The sequence below is a fragment of the Pseudooceanicola endophyticus genome (genome assembly GCF_018760365.1).
GTDB lineage: Bacteria > Pseudomonadota > Alphaproteobacteria > Rhodobacterales > Rhodobacteraceae > Pseudooceanicola > Pseudooceanicola endophyticus.
Map to the genome: position 1 here is coordinate 1 of NZ_JAHIAB010000015.1, position 13,841 is coordinate 13,841.

Sequence of the window (13,841 nt, forward strand, 5' to 3'; positions counted from 1 at the left end):
AGTGCGCCCTTTACTCAACGGCGCGCCCGCCCAACCAATGTCTCTGAATTTCAACCGCCGAACGCCTCAGCGCCGCCGGTGAAGGGGGTTCTACGGATAACACCAAACGCCCGCAAGCAGAAAAATCGGGATGCCCGCGAAATTCAGGATTTATTCCGTAATGCATTGAATTCAATTGGATATATCGCATGAATTTTTTCCAGAGTTTTGTCGCCCCCCTCCCCTGCCCTGCCGAATCCGCAGGGAATCGGCCCGAAAACCGGCGACTCGGGGACGACTCCCGCTGGAATCGCCCCCTCCCCTGCCGGCTTTACAAGGCCAGCGGGCGCGGTATTGTCCGAAGGCCCTCGGGGCCCGCGTGGTGGAATGGTAGACACAGGGGACTTAAAATCCCTCGGCTTCGGCCTTGCCGGTTCGAGTCCGGCCGCGGGTACCAGGGCTCTTCAGTCTTCGCAGGGCCCTCAGTCTTCACAGGGAATGCCGCGGGCCAGCATCTGGGCCCGGCAGGCCTCCGACATCAAGCGCCGGGCCGCGTGCCGCTCGGGGCTGTCGGCAAAGCGGGCATCCAGCAGCAGCTCGAACTGGCGGCGCGCCTCGGCCGCGGTCATGCCCCCCAGGCTTAGCCCGCAACGCGTCCAGACCCCGTCGATCACCGAGATCAGCGCATCGGTCATCAGCTCGGCCGTCTCGGCATCCGACAGGCTGCGCAGCGGCCCGACCAGATTGCTGCGGGTGCGCGCGTAGATCACCGTCTGGATGCGCTGGTACTGGCGGTTGTGCGGCACCGCCGCGCTCAGCGCCAGCCAGCCCTGGGCGATCGGCGGGCGGAAGGCCCGGGGCGAGAGGTTCGCCTCGATCACCGCATAGACCCGCTGCCAGGGATCGCGCGCCACCCGCATCAGCGCCGAGACCTCGTCCCGAAGGGTGCTGTTGCCATGGCGCAGCGCCGCCTCCAGCAGGTCTTCCTTGGTGCGATAGTAATGCAGGACACTGGCCTTCGAGACCCCGGCCTGTTCGGCCACCCGCGCCAGGGTGGTGCCTGCCAGCCCGTGCTGCGCCAGGCACAGATGGGCAGCGCGCGCGAATTCCTTGCGACGGATCTTCGACAGGGGTCTGCGTCCCATGATTTGTGCACCTCCTGCCGGGCAACCTGCCATCCGGGGTATTGTAGATTGACTGATGGGTCAACTTATCCTAGCCCTTGCATACATTGACCCATGGGTCAGTTTATAAGCAACAGGAAAGGTAAAGACAGTGAAGACAGTGACAGCCGCGCTCGCCACGGGCGCCTTCCTGGCCACCGCGCCGATGGCCCTTGCCGATTGCACCGAGGTCCGGCTGGCCCAGCCGGGCTGGACCGACACCGCGCTGACCTCGGGCATCGCCCAGGTCCTGCTCGAGCAGCTGGGCTACAAGGCCGATGTCTCGATGCTGAGCATTCCGATCATCTACGAATCCATGGCCAGCAAGAAGGTCGACGCCTTCCTGGGCTACTGGGATCCGGCGATGGTCAAATACTACAAGCCCTTCAAGGAGGACGGTTCGGTCGTGACCGTCTCTACCAACCTCGAGGGCGCGAAATACACCTGGGCGGTGCCCTCCTATGTCTATGACGCGGGCGTGCACGACTTCGCCGACATCGCCGCCCATGGCGATGAATTCGACCACAAGCTTTACGGCCTCTCGCCGGGTTCCAACGACAGCATGATCGCCGCCAAGAACTCCGACGCCTTCGGGCTGAAGGACTGGGACGTGGTGGAAAGCTCTGAACAGGGGATGCTGGCCCAGGTCGAGCGCGAGGTGAAGCGCAAGAAGTGGATCGTTTTCCTGGGCTGGGAACCCCATCCCATGAACACCCGGTTCGACATGCGCTACCTGACCGGCGGCGATGAATTCTACGGGCCCAACTTCGGCGGCGCCACGGTGCACACCCAGTTCCGCAAGGACTATGCCGAGGAATGCCCGAATGTCGGCAAGCTGCTGGGCCAGCTGCACTTCACCCTGAAGATGGAGAATGTCGGGATGGGCTACATCCTAGACGACCACATGAGCGAGCCCGACGCGGCCCGCAAGATCATCGACGCCAACCCCGACATGCTGGACAGCTGGCTGGCTGGCGTGACCTCCGCCGACGGCGCCCCGGCCCTGGAAACGGTGAAGAAGGGCCTTGGACTGTGAGCGATCCGCGCGATCACTTTGCCACGGTGAACGGTGTCCGTCTGTGCTATCGCACGGACGGCGCCGAGACCGCCCCCGCCCTGTTCCTGGTGGTGGGGCTGGGCATGCAGCTGACCGAATGGCCCGAGGCGCTGGTCGCCCGGCTGGCCCGCCACTTCCGGGTGATCCGGGCCGACAACCGCGACATGGGCCTGTCGCAGCGCATGGGTCCGGCCTATGCGCGCTGGCCCGAGGGGTTCCGCTGGATCTCGCGGCACGCGGTGCCGGCGCCCTATCATCTGGCGGACATGGCCGATGACCTGCTGGCGCTGGCCGATCATCTGGGGATCGAACGCTTCGCCTGCGCCGGTTTCTCCATGGGCGGCATGATCGTGCAGCACATGGCGCTGCGCGCACCGGGCCGGATCAGCGCGCTGGCCTCGCTCTGCAGCGCCGACGGCAATCCCGTCGCCGCCGGCACCCCGGAGAACGACGCCCTGCTGGAGCGCTTCTTCCTGCTGCCCGAGGACCGCGAGGCGCAGCTCGATCTCTATTGCGAAAGCTCCGAGTTCTATTCCGACGGGCTCCAGCCCGCGACCAGCCCCGCCACCCGCGCCGGCGCCGCCCGGCTGCTGGACCGGATGGAGGCCGGCGGCGGCGAGTCGGGCGGCTTCCTGCGTCAGGCCATGGCGATCACCGATTCCCCCGACTGGGACGACCGGCTGGGCACGCTGTCGCTGCCGGCTCTGGTGGTGCACGGCACCGCCGATCCCTGCCTGCCCGTGGCCCTGGGCCAGCGCGCCGCCGCGCGCATTCCCGACGCCCGCCTCAGCCTGCACGAGGGGCTGGGCCACTGGATCTCGGACGATGTCGTGAAGACGCTCTGCGACTGGCTGGAAGGGCTGCCTGCCCATGCCGGCACCCCTGTCCCCGAACAGGTCTGACCCCGCATCGACGGGCGGCGGCGCCAGCGCGCCCCGCCCAGACCAAGACCTGCGGCAGACAACGAAAAAGCGGCCCGAAGAGCCGCTGAACATTCTGTATTTCCATGATTTTACGGTCGCACGACCAATCAGGAACGAACCAAGGTTTGTTTCTGATTGGTCGGAGTGAGAGGATTCGAACCTCCGACCCCTGCCTCCCGAAGACAGTGCTCTACCAGGCTGAGCTACACTCCGACCGTGAGGGGCGATCTACAGGTCGCCACCGGGATTGGCAAGAGCCAAAGCGACAGAAAGTCGACCTTTTTCACCGCGCCCGGATCATCCGCATGACGCCCCCCACGCGGGGCACCGAAGGCGTCGCCACGCGGTTGCGCGTCCGGATGACCGGCTGCAGGGATTCCTTGCCGTTCTGGGTCTCGCGCCAGACGATGTAGATGCCCGATCCGATGATCAGCGTCGCCCCGACACCCACGTTCGCCCCCGGGAACTGATCGAAGAACAGAATGCCGTAGCCGGTGGCCCAGATGATCTGGGAATACTGCATCGGCGCGACGATGGCGGCCTCTCCGGCCTTGTAGGCCTGGATGATGCAGAGCATCGCGGTGATCGAAAGCGCCGCGATCGAGGCAAAGCCCAGCATGTGCTGCCCCGTGACCGGCGTGTAGTTCGCCGGCCAGACGATCATCAGCAGCCCCATCAGCACGAAGTTGGCGACCATCGGATAAAGCAGCATGACGACTCCGCGCTCCTCGTGGCCGATCTTGCGCACGATGACCGAGGCGAAGGCCGAGCAGAAGGCCGCCGTCATCGCCGCGAAATGCCCCGAGTTCAGCGTGGCGCCGCCCGGGTTCAGCACGATGCCCACCCCCAGCAGGCCGACGAAGACTGCCAGCCAGCGATGGATTCGCACCGTCTCGCCCAGCAGCGGGATCGAGATCACGGTGATCAGCAGCGGCGTCGCGAAGAAGATCGAATAGGCATCCGCCATCGGCAGCACATGGAAGGCATAGAAGGCCGCACTGTTCGAGATCACCGTGAACAGGGTCCGCGCCACCATCCACCAGGGATGCACCGGAATCAGCGTGCCGGGCTTGGAATCGCGCATCAGCATCACCGAGGTCACCGGGAAGCCGAACAGAACTGAGTAGAAGACGATCTGGAACGAGGAATAGTCCGCCCCAAGCAGCTTCACCACCACGTCATGGGTCGAATAGATCGCATAGGCGAGCAGCGCGAAAAGCAGACCCCTGGTATTTCCTGCCATGATGACCGTCCGTTGTTGCCGTTGCGTCCAGACTGGCGCGGCGCGCACAAATGGCAAGGGGGGCCGGACGGATTGTCGGACAGAAAGCGGCGGCCGCGTCCCCATGACCCCCATAAAGGGCACTCGCCCCCGGCCCATCGGGCCACCCTCCCCTGCCGCCGCAGAGAAGGACACCCTGCGGGACCCCACCGAAGAGGAACAGTGCCAGGCCAACCGCGCGGCTGCGGAAGCAGCCCGGAAATCGCAAGGCGCGTAACGCAAAAGGCCCCCGCACTGCGGGGGCCCTTCGGCAAAGCGGAACGCCTTAAAGCGAGGCTTCGAGGGCCGCGATCACCGCATCGCCCATCTGAGAGGTCGAGGCCGGGGTGATGCCGTCTTCGTTCAGCAGGTCGGCGGTACGCACGCCGTCGGCCAGCACCTTCTCCACGGCCTGCTCCAGGCGGGTGGCTTCTGCGCCCTGATCGAAGGAATAGCGCAGCGCCATCGCGAAGGAGAGGATGCAGGCGCAGGGGTTCGCCTTGCCCTGGCCGGCGATGTCGGGGGCAGAGCCGTGCACCGGCTCGTACAGCGCCTTCGGACGGCCGTTGGCCATAGGCGCGCCCAGCGAGGCGGAGGGCAGCATCCCAAGCGAACCGGTCAGCATCGCGGCGGCATCCGAAAGCAGGTCGCCGAACAGGTTGTCGGTGACGATCACGTCGAACTGCTTGGGCGCACGGCACAGCTGCATGGCGCCGGCATCGGCGTACATGTGGCTCAGCTCGACTTCCGGATAGTCCTTGCCGACCTCGGTGACGACTTCGCGCCACAGGATGCCGGATTCCATCACGTTGGCCTTTTCCATCGAGCACAGCTTCTTGCCGCGACGCATCGCCAGCTCGAAGGCCGAACGCGCGACGCGCTCGATCTCGCTCTCGGTGTAGCGCTGCGTGTTGATGCCGACGCGCTCGTTGTTCTCGGTGATGATGCCGCGGGGCTCACCGAAGTAGATGCCGCTGGTCAGCTCGCGCACGATCATGATGTCGAGGCCCGCCACCACGTCCTTCTTCAGCGAGGAGAAGTCGGCCAGCGCGTCAAAGCACTGCGCCGGGCGCAGGTTCGAATACAGGTCCATTTCCTTGCGCAGGCGCAGCAGGCCGCGCTCGGGCTTCACGCTGAAGTCCAGCACGTCGTATTTAGGGCCGCCGACGGCGCCCAGCAGGACCGCGTCCACAGCCTGGGCCTTGGCCATGGTCTCGTCCGTCAGGGGGGTGCCATGGGCATCGTAGGCGGAGCCGCCCACCAGGTCCTCTTCGACATCGAACTTCAGGTCGCGCTTGGCGCCGAACCAGTCGATGATCTTGCGCACCTCGGCCATGACCTCGGGGCCGATACCGTCGCCGGCGAGGATGAGAAGCGAGGGATTGCTCATGGGTCTTCCTTCCTGATCTGATCTGCGCACCGGGTAGCGACAGACGGCGGAAAGATCAAGAAACGACGGTGACGCCGGGTGATCACGGCAGCGGAACCGGCGGGCCTAAACCTTGCGGTAACGGGATTGGACCACAGTGCCCGGAACCCGACGACAAGGACCGGAAATTCCATGACCGTAGACCTGCAGGCCCTGCTGGGCCGCATCAGGATGGACCAGGCCGCGCAGGAGGTGCTGCGCAGCGCCAGCGCCGCCCTCATGCCCCGGATGCGGGACATCCTGTCGGACCAGCACAGGATGATTCAGGACGCGCCCGAGCTGCGCGGCCTGTTCCGCGACTCCGCGCATCTGGAAAGCGTGGTCGCCAGCCAGATCGGCCACTGGCGGACCTTGTTCGACGGGCCGGTGGACGATGCCTTCGCCGAGCGCGCAATGCGGATCGGGCGGCTGCATTTCGGCGCCGGCCTGCGTCCGGAAAGCTATGTCGCCTCCTACGCGATGACCCTGTCGAACATGCATGCCGCCCTGCTGGCCAGCCGCGCCCGCTTCGGCCATGTGCGCCTGGCCGAGGCGGAGCGGCTGGTTTCGGTCACCACCCGCGCGGCCTTCCTCGATCAGCTGCTGGCACTGGAGGGGTACTTCCAGGCCCAGCAGGAGGATTTCAGCCGCCGGCTCGGCCAGCTCGGCAACGTCTTCAGCAGCCAGGTCGGCGCCGTCTCCTCCGAGGTGCGCCAGTCGGTCGAACAGCTCTCGGGGGTGGCCGACAGCATGAACCAGGGCACCCGGCGCGCCATGCCCCAGGTCGGCGCCGCCGTCAGCGCCGCCGGTTCCAGCGCCCAGATGATCCTCTCGGTGTCCGCCGCTGCGGAGGAACTCTCCAGTTCGATCAAGCAGATCAGCGAGAAGGTGAGCGAGGCGGACCGGATCTCCATGGCCGCTGCCGACAAGGCCGATCACACCGACGGGCTGATGCAGTCCCTGCGCGTCTCCGGGGACGAGATCGGCGGCGTGGTCGAGCTGATCTCGGACATCGCAAGCCAGACCAACCTGCTGGCGATCAACGCCTCGGTGGAGGCGGCGCGGGCAGGCGAGGCCGGCAAGGGCTTTGCCGTCGTCGCCGGAGAGGTCAAGCAGCTCTCGATGCGGATCTCGGAGGCGACCGCCGACATCACCCGCCGGATCGAGCAGATGCACACCGACATCCTCGAGGCCGTGGGGGCGATCCAGGACGTCAGCACCACGATCCGCCAGATGGCCGAGATTTCCTCGCTGATCGCGGTGTCGATCCAGCAGCAGAAGGTGGCGACGGACGACATTGCCCGCAATGCCGAGGCGACGGCCTCGGGGACCGACGACATGACGCGCAACGTGGAATCGGTGGGCGCGGTGATGCAGCAGACCGAGGCGGATTCGCAGACCGTGATGATGGCGGCGCGCGGGCTGAAGGCACAGTCCGAGACCCTGCAACAACAGATCCGCAACTTCGTGGAGGGGATCCAGGCGGCCTGACCACGCCCGCACCGGCATCCTGCGCCCGCGGGCCCGGATCGAATGGCCCAGGTCTGCGTCACGGTCCGGGTGTCAGGCGCGCGGCCCCTGACCGGGGAACGGGGCCCCGGGACGGATCCGCTTGGCCACCAACGCGCGCCTTGGCTTCCCTCGCCCCCAAGGGTCCGGCAGCCCCTGCCCCCTAAGGCCAGACGCCCCCCCAAAAAAAGCCGGGCGCCCCCGGCAACAGACCGCCAGGGAGGGCCCGGGTCGAAAGCAACCGGCGCCTGTCCCGATGGAACCTTGGATCGGACCGTCCCGCATCCGCAGCCCATGTCACCGCTGCGCAGAAGATCCCGGCAACAGCCCGTTGGGTGCCCTTGATCACAAGGGGACTGCCGCCGGACCGCCCCCAGGGCCCATGCCCGGACCGGCTGGGTGCTTGCCCCCTGGCCCGCCGGTCCCCCTTCCCGCCCCCGGGCAGACGCGTCACGGGCGCGCCGCCGTCCCGTCGCCTTCCGCCTCGGAGGGCGCCGTCCAACGCCCCTCCAGATCCGCCCAGACCGGGAAATGCCGGCTGGCCCGCGTCAGCAAAGGCCGGGGACGGTCCAGCACCCCGGCCGCCCGCACCGGCACCCCGGTCGAGACCAGAAGGTAATCGACCCGCATATCCTCGGTCCCGGCCCAGTCCACCGTCGGCCGGTCGCCCAGCCCAACCATCGCCAGCGGATCCTGAAGCCGGGGATCCTCCAGCAACGTGCGGATCGCCGCATGGCGCCCCTCACCGCGCCGGGGATCCAGATTGGCGCCCCCCAACAGCACCAGACGGCCCGGCGGCGCCCCGAAGGCGCCGTCCAGCAAATGCCGCCAGAACAGGATTTCATCGTGGTTTCGCCGGCCATTGCGGTCCTCGGGCCCATCGAAGACCGGCGGGGTGGCCTTGAAGCCGCCCAGCCACAGCAGCCCCTCCGCCGCACTCAGCGGCACCAGCCAGTGCCCCGTGGATGCCAGCCGCTGCACCCCGGCACCGGGATCATCGGGCGCCATCAGGCTGCCCGGCAGCGCGCCCCACAGCAGCCCCGAGAAATCCCGCCCGCCCTCGGCCAGGGGCAGCCGCGACAGCAGCACCAGCGCGCCCTGCCCGCTGAAACGGCCATAGCCCTGGGCATCGCGGGCCTCTCCGCGTCGGCCATTGCCGTCCAGATCCAGCCCGGTCGGCCAGCCGGCATTGGAGCGCCAGGCAAAGACATGGGGATAGGGATGCGGCAGCCCGGCATTCAGCGCCCGCGCCGCCAGCAGGTCGGCATCGTAATCAACGCCCCCCAGCAACAGCACGTCGGCATCCAGATCGGCGATCACCGCCTGCACCGCCCCGATCTGCGGGTCGCCCCCCTTCAGCAGATCGCGCAGCAGCAGCCCCGGACCGTCCCGGGCCAGCTCGGTGTCGTACCAGGCCAGCCGCAGCCCCTCTGCGCGCGCGACCGGCGCGGCGCAGAGGCAGCACAGCACAAGGGCGACCCGGATCCACATGCCGCAGCCTGGCCCGGATTGGTAAAGGCCCTCTTAACCACCCTCCGGACAGCAAAAGGGCCCCGGCGGGGGCCCTTTCCAAGACGATGATCCGGCGGGGCTCAGACCCAGGGGCGGGACTGGGCGGCCTGTGCCTCGAAGGCGTCGATGGCCGGCGCCTTTTCCATGGTCAGGCCGATGTCGTCGAGGCCCTCCAGCAGGCAGTGCTTGCGGAACGCATCGACCTCGAAGGGGAAGACCTGACCGTCCGAGGTCGAGATCGTCTGCGCCTCCAGGTCCACTTCCATGCGCGCGTTGGCGCCCTTCTCGGCGTCCTTCATCAGCACGTCGACAACCTCTTGCGGCATCACGATCGGCAACATGCCGTTCTTGAAGCAGTTGTTGAAGAAGATGTCGGCGAAGCTGGTCGAGACGATCACCTTGATGCCGAAGTCGGCCAGCGCCCAGGGCGCGTGTTCGCGCGAGGAGCCGCAGCCGAAGTTGTCGCCCGCCACGATCACCGAAGCCTCGCGGTAGGCGGGCTTGTTCAGCACGAAATCGGGGATCTCGTTGCCCTGCTCGTCATAGCGCATCTCGGCGAAGGCGCTGACACCCAGGCCCGACCGCTTGATCGTCTTCAGGTACTGCTTGGGGATGATCATGTCGGTGTCGATGTTCACCAGCGGCATCGGTGCCGCAATCCCCGAAAACTTTTCGAACTTTTCCATCTCTCGGTCCTCCTGACCGGTCGGCGGGCTGCGCCTGCGCGCTGGCTTCCGCCAAGAGGTTTCATGACCCGGCGGCTGGCCGCCGGGCAGGTCCGTATCTCAGTAGCCGCGCCGGTTCAGCGCCATGCCGAAGGCAAAGAGGCCCGCGCCCTCGAAGAGCAGCGTGAAGCCCAGCAGGATGCCCAGAAGCTGGGAGGCCAGGCCGCCGACATCGAAGATCGTCAGCACGCCCATCAGGCCCGTGACCGTCCCCGACAGCATCAGCAGCCAGCGCGCCCGCGATCCCTTGACCTGCAGCGCCATCAGCACCCGCACCGCGCCCATCACGAAGAACAGCGCCCCCAGGATCATCCCGAGCGAGGTCGCGCCGCGCAGCGGATCGGCCAGCACCCAGACCCCGGCGACGATGCACAGCAGCGCCATAAGCGCGGCGGCGACATCCTCGAAACGGTTCTGGAACAGCACCCAGGCCTGCAACGCCCCGGCAAACAGGAAGAAGACGCCGACGACGCTTGTCGCCGCGAGGGTCGCCAGCAGGGGGCTGATCAGGGCCAGCACCCCGCCCAGGGCCAGCAGAACGCTGACGGCGATCATGGCGGTCGAAAGTTTCATCGGGCGTCCTCTTCGCTTTGGCTTACATCAGCTCGCGCACATCGGTCAGGCGACCGGTGACGGCGGCAGCCGCGGCCATCGCCGGGCTCATCAGGTGGGTCCGGCCACCGCGGCCCTGACGGCCCTCGAAGTTGCGGTTCGAGGTCGCGGCGCAGCGTTCACCGGGCGACAGCTGGTCGGGGTTCATCGCCAGGCACATGGAGCAGCCCGCCATGCGCCATTCGAAACCGGCGTCCTTGAAGATCTCGGCCAGGCCTTCTTCCTCGGCCTGGGCGCGCACCAGGCCCGAGCCCGGCACGACCATCGCACGGATGCCGTCCTTGATCTTCTTGCCCTTCAGGATCGCGGCCGCGGCGCGCAGATCCTCGATCCGGCCGTTGGTGCAGGAACCGATGAAGACGGTGTTGATCTCGATATCCGAGAGCTTCTGGCCCGGGGTCAGGCCCATGTACTCGATCGCGCGCTTGGCCGCCTCGATCTTGCCACCCTTGAAGCTTTCGGGGGCGGGCACGACATCGGTGATCGCCAGCACGTCCTCGGGCGAGGTGCCCCAGGTGACGACCGGCGCGATATCCTCGCCCTTCAGGGTCACGACCTTGTCCCAATGCGCATCGTCATCGGAATAGAGCGTCTTCCACCAGTTCAGCGCAGCTTCGAACTGGGCGCCCTTGGGCGCATGGGGACGGCCCTTGACGTATTCGAAGGTGGTCTCGTCCGGGGCGATCAGGCCGGCGCGGGCGCCGCCCTCGATCGCCATGTTGCAGACGGTCATGCGGCCTTCCATCGACAGGTCGCGGATCGCTTCGCCGCAATATTCGATGACATAGCCGGTGCCGCCGCCGGTGCCGGTGACGCCGATCACCGCCAGCGTGATGTCCTTGGCGGTGACGCCCGGGTTCAGCTTGCCGGTGATCTCCACCTTCATGTTCTTGGATTTCTTCTGGATCAGCGTCTGGGTGGCCAGGACATGTTCCACTTCGGAGGTGCCGATGCCATGGGCCAGCGCACCGAAGGCGCCGTGGGTCGCGGTGTGGCTGTCGCCGCAGACCACGGTCATGCCCGGCAGGGTCCAGCCCTGTTCGGGGCCGACGATGTGCACGATGCCCTGGCGCACGTCGGTCACCGGGTAGTAGTGCACGCCGAATTCCTTGGCGTTGGTGTCGAGCGCGGCCACCTGGATGCGGCTTTCCTCGGGCATCTGGTCGGGGTTTTCACGGCCCGGGGTGGTGGGCACGTTGTGGTCGGGCACGGCGATGGTGCGTTCCGGGGCACGCACCTTGCGGCCGGACATGCGCAGACCCTCGAAGGCCTGGGGGCTGGTCACTTCATGGACCAGGTGACGGTCGATGTAGAGCAGGCAGGTGCCGTCGTCGGCTTGGTGAACGACGTGGGCGTCCCAGATCTTGTCGTAGAGCGTTTTGGGGGACATCAGTCCTCTCCCTTGGCTTATTCTCGTGGAAAGTCGCTAGATCAATGCAGAGCGCAGGGCGCAGGCCATGCGCGCGCGCCGCCGCATCATAGGCGGGCGAGGACCGTGAGGGTTGCGCCGTAGAACCGCCAGGGCAGTCTGGCGCGATCATCCATGTCGAAAATCTGCGTCATGGCGCCCAGATACTCCTCCCGAGGACTTTCATCAAGCCTGCTGAGCAGGACGGTGCCAGCTCAGGCCCGGGCCGAGGGATCGCAATGGATGCAGTCGCCCATCCGGCCACTGGTTCCCGCCAGCCCGATCCGCGTCAGCACCGGGTTCAGGCAGGGGCTGAGCGGCTGGCAGGCGACCCCGCCGGACACCCCGCAGGCCTCGGCAAAGCTCTCGACCAGGCGGACCGTGACATGGCCATGCGCGCCGGAGGCGGACAGGTAAACCCGCCCGATGCAATAGCCCAGCGATCCGTAGGATGCGCAGATCAGCAGCGTCACCGTCCTGTCCAGCGGTGCATAGCGCGCCTCGAGCCGCGCCAGCAGGCTTTGCGCGCGGGGATAGATGTCGGGATAGTCGCTCACCCTGCGCAGGTCGAAGAAGATCAGGTCGACCGGCGCGGTGCGGTGCACCTCGGCAGCGCTTTCGCGCGCCGCATCCAGCTCTGCCTCCGTCACATGGCCCTCGGCACGCGCCACCAGGACCCGCAGGCGGGCATCGTAATGTTGCAACACAGGCATCTGATCTGTCCCCGATGTCCCGGGCCCGCACGCACCGCCCCATCCGGCACACAGGACACCCTCATGGGTTGTATACAGAGGCGGGCCGGAACCGCCACAACCGCCATGCCCGCGCCGCGTCGCCCCCGCAAACCTGCGGCAAAAATGCTGCATCCCGGCGCTTCGGCCCCTTGCCCCCCGCGCCGCACCTCCTACACTGTCCACAACCGGGAGAGTTGCATGGAAGAGCTGCTGGCCCTCTGGGCCGACCTGTTGCACCGGGCCACCCTGCTGGCGCAGATCATGCTGCGCCCCTGGGTGGGCTATCAGCTGGCCATTGCCGCCGGGCTGTTCCTGGCCTGCCACCTGGCCGCCCGGGTCCTGAGCGAACCGGCCCGCAGCTGGATGCGCAACCGCGAGGGCTGGCCGAAATGGCGGCTGAGGCTGCTGCTGATCCTGCACCGGCGGATGCGGCTGATCCTGTTCACCGCGACGGTCTGGCCGCTGATCTGGATCATGCGCCAGACCACCTGGCCCTCGCGCAGCCATATCCTGGGCATCGTCGGACAGCTGGCCTTCACCTGGCTGGCAATCACCCTGGCCACCCGGATCATCGCCAACTCGGCGCTGCGCAGCCTGGTGCGCATCGGCGGCTGGGCCTGGGCCACGCTGGTGATCCTGCGGCTGGACGACGATGCCGAGGCGCTGCTGCGCAGTTTCTCCTTCACCCTGGGCCAGGACACGGTGCTCTCGGCCTGGACGCTGCTCCAGGCGGCAGTGATCCTGACCCTGCTGTTCACGCTTGCGCGCTTCCTCTCCCATGCCAGCGCCGCCTCGATCGCGCGCTCCCACGACATCAGCCCCTCCATGCAGGTGCTGACGGTGAAGGCGTTGCAGATCCTGCTTTACGGCATGGCCTTCTTCATCGGGCTGAAATCGGTGGGGGTGGACCTGACCGGCCTCGCCGTGCTCTCCGGCGCGATCGGCGTGGGCCTGGGCTTCGGCCTCCAGAAGGTCGTCTCGAACCTGGTCTCCGGCGTCATCATCCTGCTCGACAAGAGCGTGAAGCCCGGCGACGTGATTTCCCTTGGCGACACCTTCGGCTGGATCGAGGCCCTGGGGGCCCGCTATGTCAGCGTGGTCACCCGCGACGGGCGCGAATACCTGATCCCGAACGAGGACCTGATCACCGGACAGGTGGTCAACTGGTCCCATTCCAACGATTTCGTCCGCCTCGACATCCATTTCGGCACTTCCTACGGCGACGATCCGCACCGGGTGCGCCGCCTCGCCATCGAGGCCGCCCTGGGCGTCGACCGGGTGCTGAAGGACCGCAGGCCGGTCTGCCACATCACCGGCTTCGGCGACAGTTCGGTCGATTACATCCTGCGCTTCTGGATCACCGACCCGACCGGCGGGCTGACCAATATCCGCGGCAATGTCTTCCTGGCGCTCTGGGACACGTTCCATGCCAACGGCGTCACCATCCCCTTCCCTCAGCGCGAGGTCCGCATGCTGGCCGATCTCCCGCCCGCCCGCGACAACGCCGCCGACTAAGGGAACCATGTCGCCCCCCGGCCGGTTTTCTCTGG

Annotated in this window: 13 protein-coding genes and 2 tRNA genes; 6 read left to right on the forward strand and 9 right to left on the reverse strand. The window is 67.0% G+C overall.

Annotated features, from left to right (window positions below; translation table 11 throughout):
• On the forward strand, window positions 1–192 hold a 192-nt coding region (locus KM176_RS20910; RefSeq protein ID WP_215558820.1), incomplete at its 5' end, for a hypothetical protein.
• 160 nt (window positions 193–352) lie between these two features.
• A tRNA-Leu gene (locus KM176_RS20915) sits at window positions 353–436 on the forward strand.
• Window positions 437–461: 25 nt separating this feature from the next.
• Here the strand turns inward: KM176_RS20915 and betI are convergent.
• The gene (gene betI, locus KM176_RS20920; protein WP_160896620.1) at window positions 462–1,124 is read right to left on the reverse strand and encodes a transcriptional regulator BetI; all 663 of its coding nucleotides are present in this window, start codon (window positions 1,122–1,124) and stop codon (window positions 462–464) included.
• A 130-nt stretch (window positions 1,125–1,254) separates the two neighbouring features.
• Between betI and choX the strand changes: the two genes are divergently transcribed.
• Window positions 1,255–2,178: a choline ABC transporter substrate-binding protein gene (gene choX, locus KM176_RS20925; RefSeq protein WP_311136190.1), complete on the forward strand. Its 924-nt coding sequence runs from the start codon at window positions 1,255–1,257 to the stop codon at window positions 2,176–2,178.
• Entirely contained in the window at window positions 2,175–3,101 is a 927-nt protein-coding gene (locus KM176_RS20930) for an alpha/beta fold hydrolase (protein ID WP_160896619.1), read from the forward strand. The genes choX and KM176_RS20930 overlap by 4 nt, the downstream gene beginning before the upstream one ends.
• Window positions 3,102–3,258: 157 nt before the next feature.
• Here the strand turns inward: KM176_RS20930 and KM176_RS20935 are convergent.
• The 3 genes from KM176_RS20935 to leuB all read right to left on the reverse strand — a co-directional run bounded on the left by KM176_RS20935 (window position 3,259) and on the right by leuB (window position 5,773).
• A tRNA-Pro gene (locus KM176_RS20935) sits at window positions 3,259–3,335 on the reverse strand.
• A gap of 70 nt (window positions 3,336–3,405) precedes the next feature.
• Window positions 3,406–4,365 carry a DMT family transporter gene (locus tag KM176_RS20940; RefSeq protein WP_160896618.1) on the reverse strand — a complete coding sequence of 320 codons (960 nt, stop codon included), beginning with the start codon at window positions 4,363–4,365 and terminating at the stop codon, window positions 3,406–3,408.
• A 304-nt stretch (window positions 4,366–4,669) separates the two neighbouring features.
• Window positions 4,670–5,773 carry a 3-isopropylmalate dehydrogenase gene (gene leuB / locus KM176_RS20945; RefSeq protein ID WP_160896617.1) on the reverse strand — a complete coding sequence of 368 codons (1,104 nt, stop codon included), beginning with the start codon at window positions 5,771–5,773 and terminating at the stop codon, window positions 4,670–4,672.
• 171 nt (window positions 5,774–5,944) lie between these two features.
• Here leuB and KM176_RS20950 point away from each other — a divergent pair, with 171 nt between their 5' ends.
• Window positions 5,945–7,282: a globin-coupled sensor protein gene (locus KM176_RS20950; RefSeq protein ID WP_160896616.1), complete on the forward strand. Its 1,338-nt coding sequence runs from the start codon at window positions 5,945–5,947 to the stop codon at window positions 7,280–7,282.
• Window positions 7,283–7,750: 468 nt separating this feature from the next.
• Here KM176_RS20950 and KM176_RS20955 read toward each other — a convergent pair whose 3' ends face one another.
• The 5 genes from KM176_RS20955 to KM176_RS20975 all read right to left on the reverse strand — a co-directional run bounded on the left by KM176_RS20955 (window position 7,751) and on the right by KM176_RS20975 (window position 12,270).
• Window positions 7,751–8,791, reverse strand: a complete 1,041-nt coding sequence (locus KM176_RS20955) for an endonuclease/exonuclease/phosphatase family protein (protein WP_160896615.1) — start codon at window positions 8,789–8,791, stop codon at window positions 7,751–7,753.
• A gap of 101 nt (window positions 8,792–8,892) precedes the next feature.
• A complete protein-coding gene (gene leuD, locus KM176_RS20960; protein ID WP_160896614.1) occupies window positions 8,893–9,498 on the reverse strand; it encodes a 3-isopropylmalate dehydratase small subunit in 606 nt (201 codons plus the stop codon).
• A 99-nt stretch (window positions 9,499–9,597) separates the two neighbouring features.
• On the reverse strand, window positions 9,598–10,110 hold the full coding sequence (locus KM176_RS20965) for an HdeD family acid-resistance protein (protein ID WP_160896613.1): 513 nt from the start codon (window positions 10,108–10,110) through the stop codon (window positions 9,598–9,600).
• Between the two features lie 22 nt (window positions 10,111–10,132).
• A complete protein-coding gene (gene leuC / locus KM176_RS20970; RefSeq protein WP_160896612.1) occupies window positions 10,133–11,539 on the reverse strand; it encodes a 3-isopropylmalate dehydratase large subunit in 1,407 nt (468 codons plus the stop codon).
• 233 nt (window positions 11,540–11,772) lie between these two features.
• Window positions 11,773–12,270, reverse strand: coding sequence for a hypothetical protein (locus tag KM176_RS20975; protein WP_160896611.1), 498 nt, complete (start codon window positions 12,268–12,270; stop codon window positions 11,773–11,775).
• A 219-nt stretch (window positions 12,271–12,489) separates the two neighbouring features.
• Here KM176_RS20975 and KM176_RS20980 point away from each other — a divergent pair, with 219 nt between their 5' ends.
• Window positions 12,490–13,806 carry a mechanosensitive ion channel family protein gene (locus tag KM176_RS20980; protein ID WP_160896610.1) on the forward strand — a complete coding sequence of 439 codons (1,317 nt, stop codon included), beginning with the start codon at window positions 12,490–12,492 and terminating at the stop codon, window positions 13,804–13,806.
• The last annotated feature ends 35 nt before the right edge of the window (window positions 13,807–13,841 follow it).

Bases quoted from the DNA above. Each gene is read 5' to 3' on its own strand.
- betI (WP_160896620.1), bottom strand. From the start codon at position 1,124: ATGGGACGCAGACCCCTGTCGAAGATCCGTCGCAAGGAATTCGCGCGC.
- KM176_RS20940 (WP_160896618.1), bottom strand. From the start codon at position 4,365: ATGGCAGGAAATACCAGGGGTCTGCTTTTCGCGCTGCTCGCCTATGCG.
- leuB (WP_160896617.1), bottom strand. From the start codon at position 5,773: ATGAGCAATCCCTCGCTTCTCATCCTCGCCGGCGACGGTATCGGCCCC.
- KM176_RS20950 (WP_160896616.1), top strand. From the start codon at position 5,945: ATGACCGTAGACCTGCAGGCCCTGCTGGGCCGCATCAGGATGGACCAG.
- KM176_RS20955 (WP_160896615.1), bottom strand. From the start codon at position 8,791: ATGTGGATCCGGGTCGCCCTTGTGCTGTGCTGCCTCTGCGCCGCGCCG.
- leuD (WP_160896614.1), bottom strand. From the start codon at position 9,498: ATGGAAAAGTTCGAAAAGTTTTCGGGGATTGCGGCACCGATGCCGCTG.
- KM176_RS20965 (WP_160896613.1), bottom strand. From the start codon at position 10,110: ATGAAACTTTCGACCGCCATGATCGCCGTCAGCGTTCTGCTGGCCCTG.
- leuC (WP_160896612.1), bottom strand. From the start codon at position 11,539: ATGTCCCCCAAAACGCTCTACGACAAGATCTGGGACGCCCACGTCGTT.
- KM176_RS20975 (WP_160896611.1), bottom strand. From the start codon at position 12,270: ATGCCTGTGTTGCAACATTACGATGCCCGCCTGCGGGTCCTGGTGGCG.
- KM176_RS20980 (WP_160896610.1), top strand. From the start codon at position 12,490: ATGGAAGAGCTGCTGGCCCTCTGGGCCGACCTGTTGCACCGGGCCACC.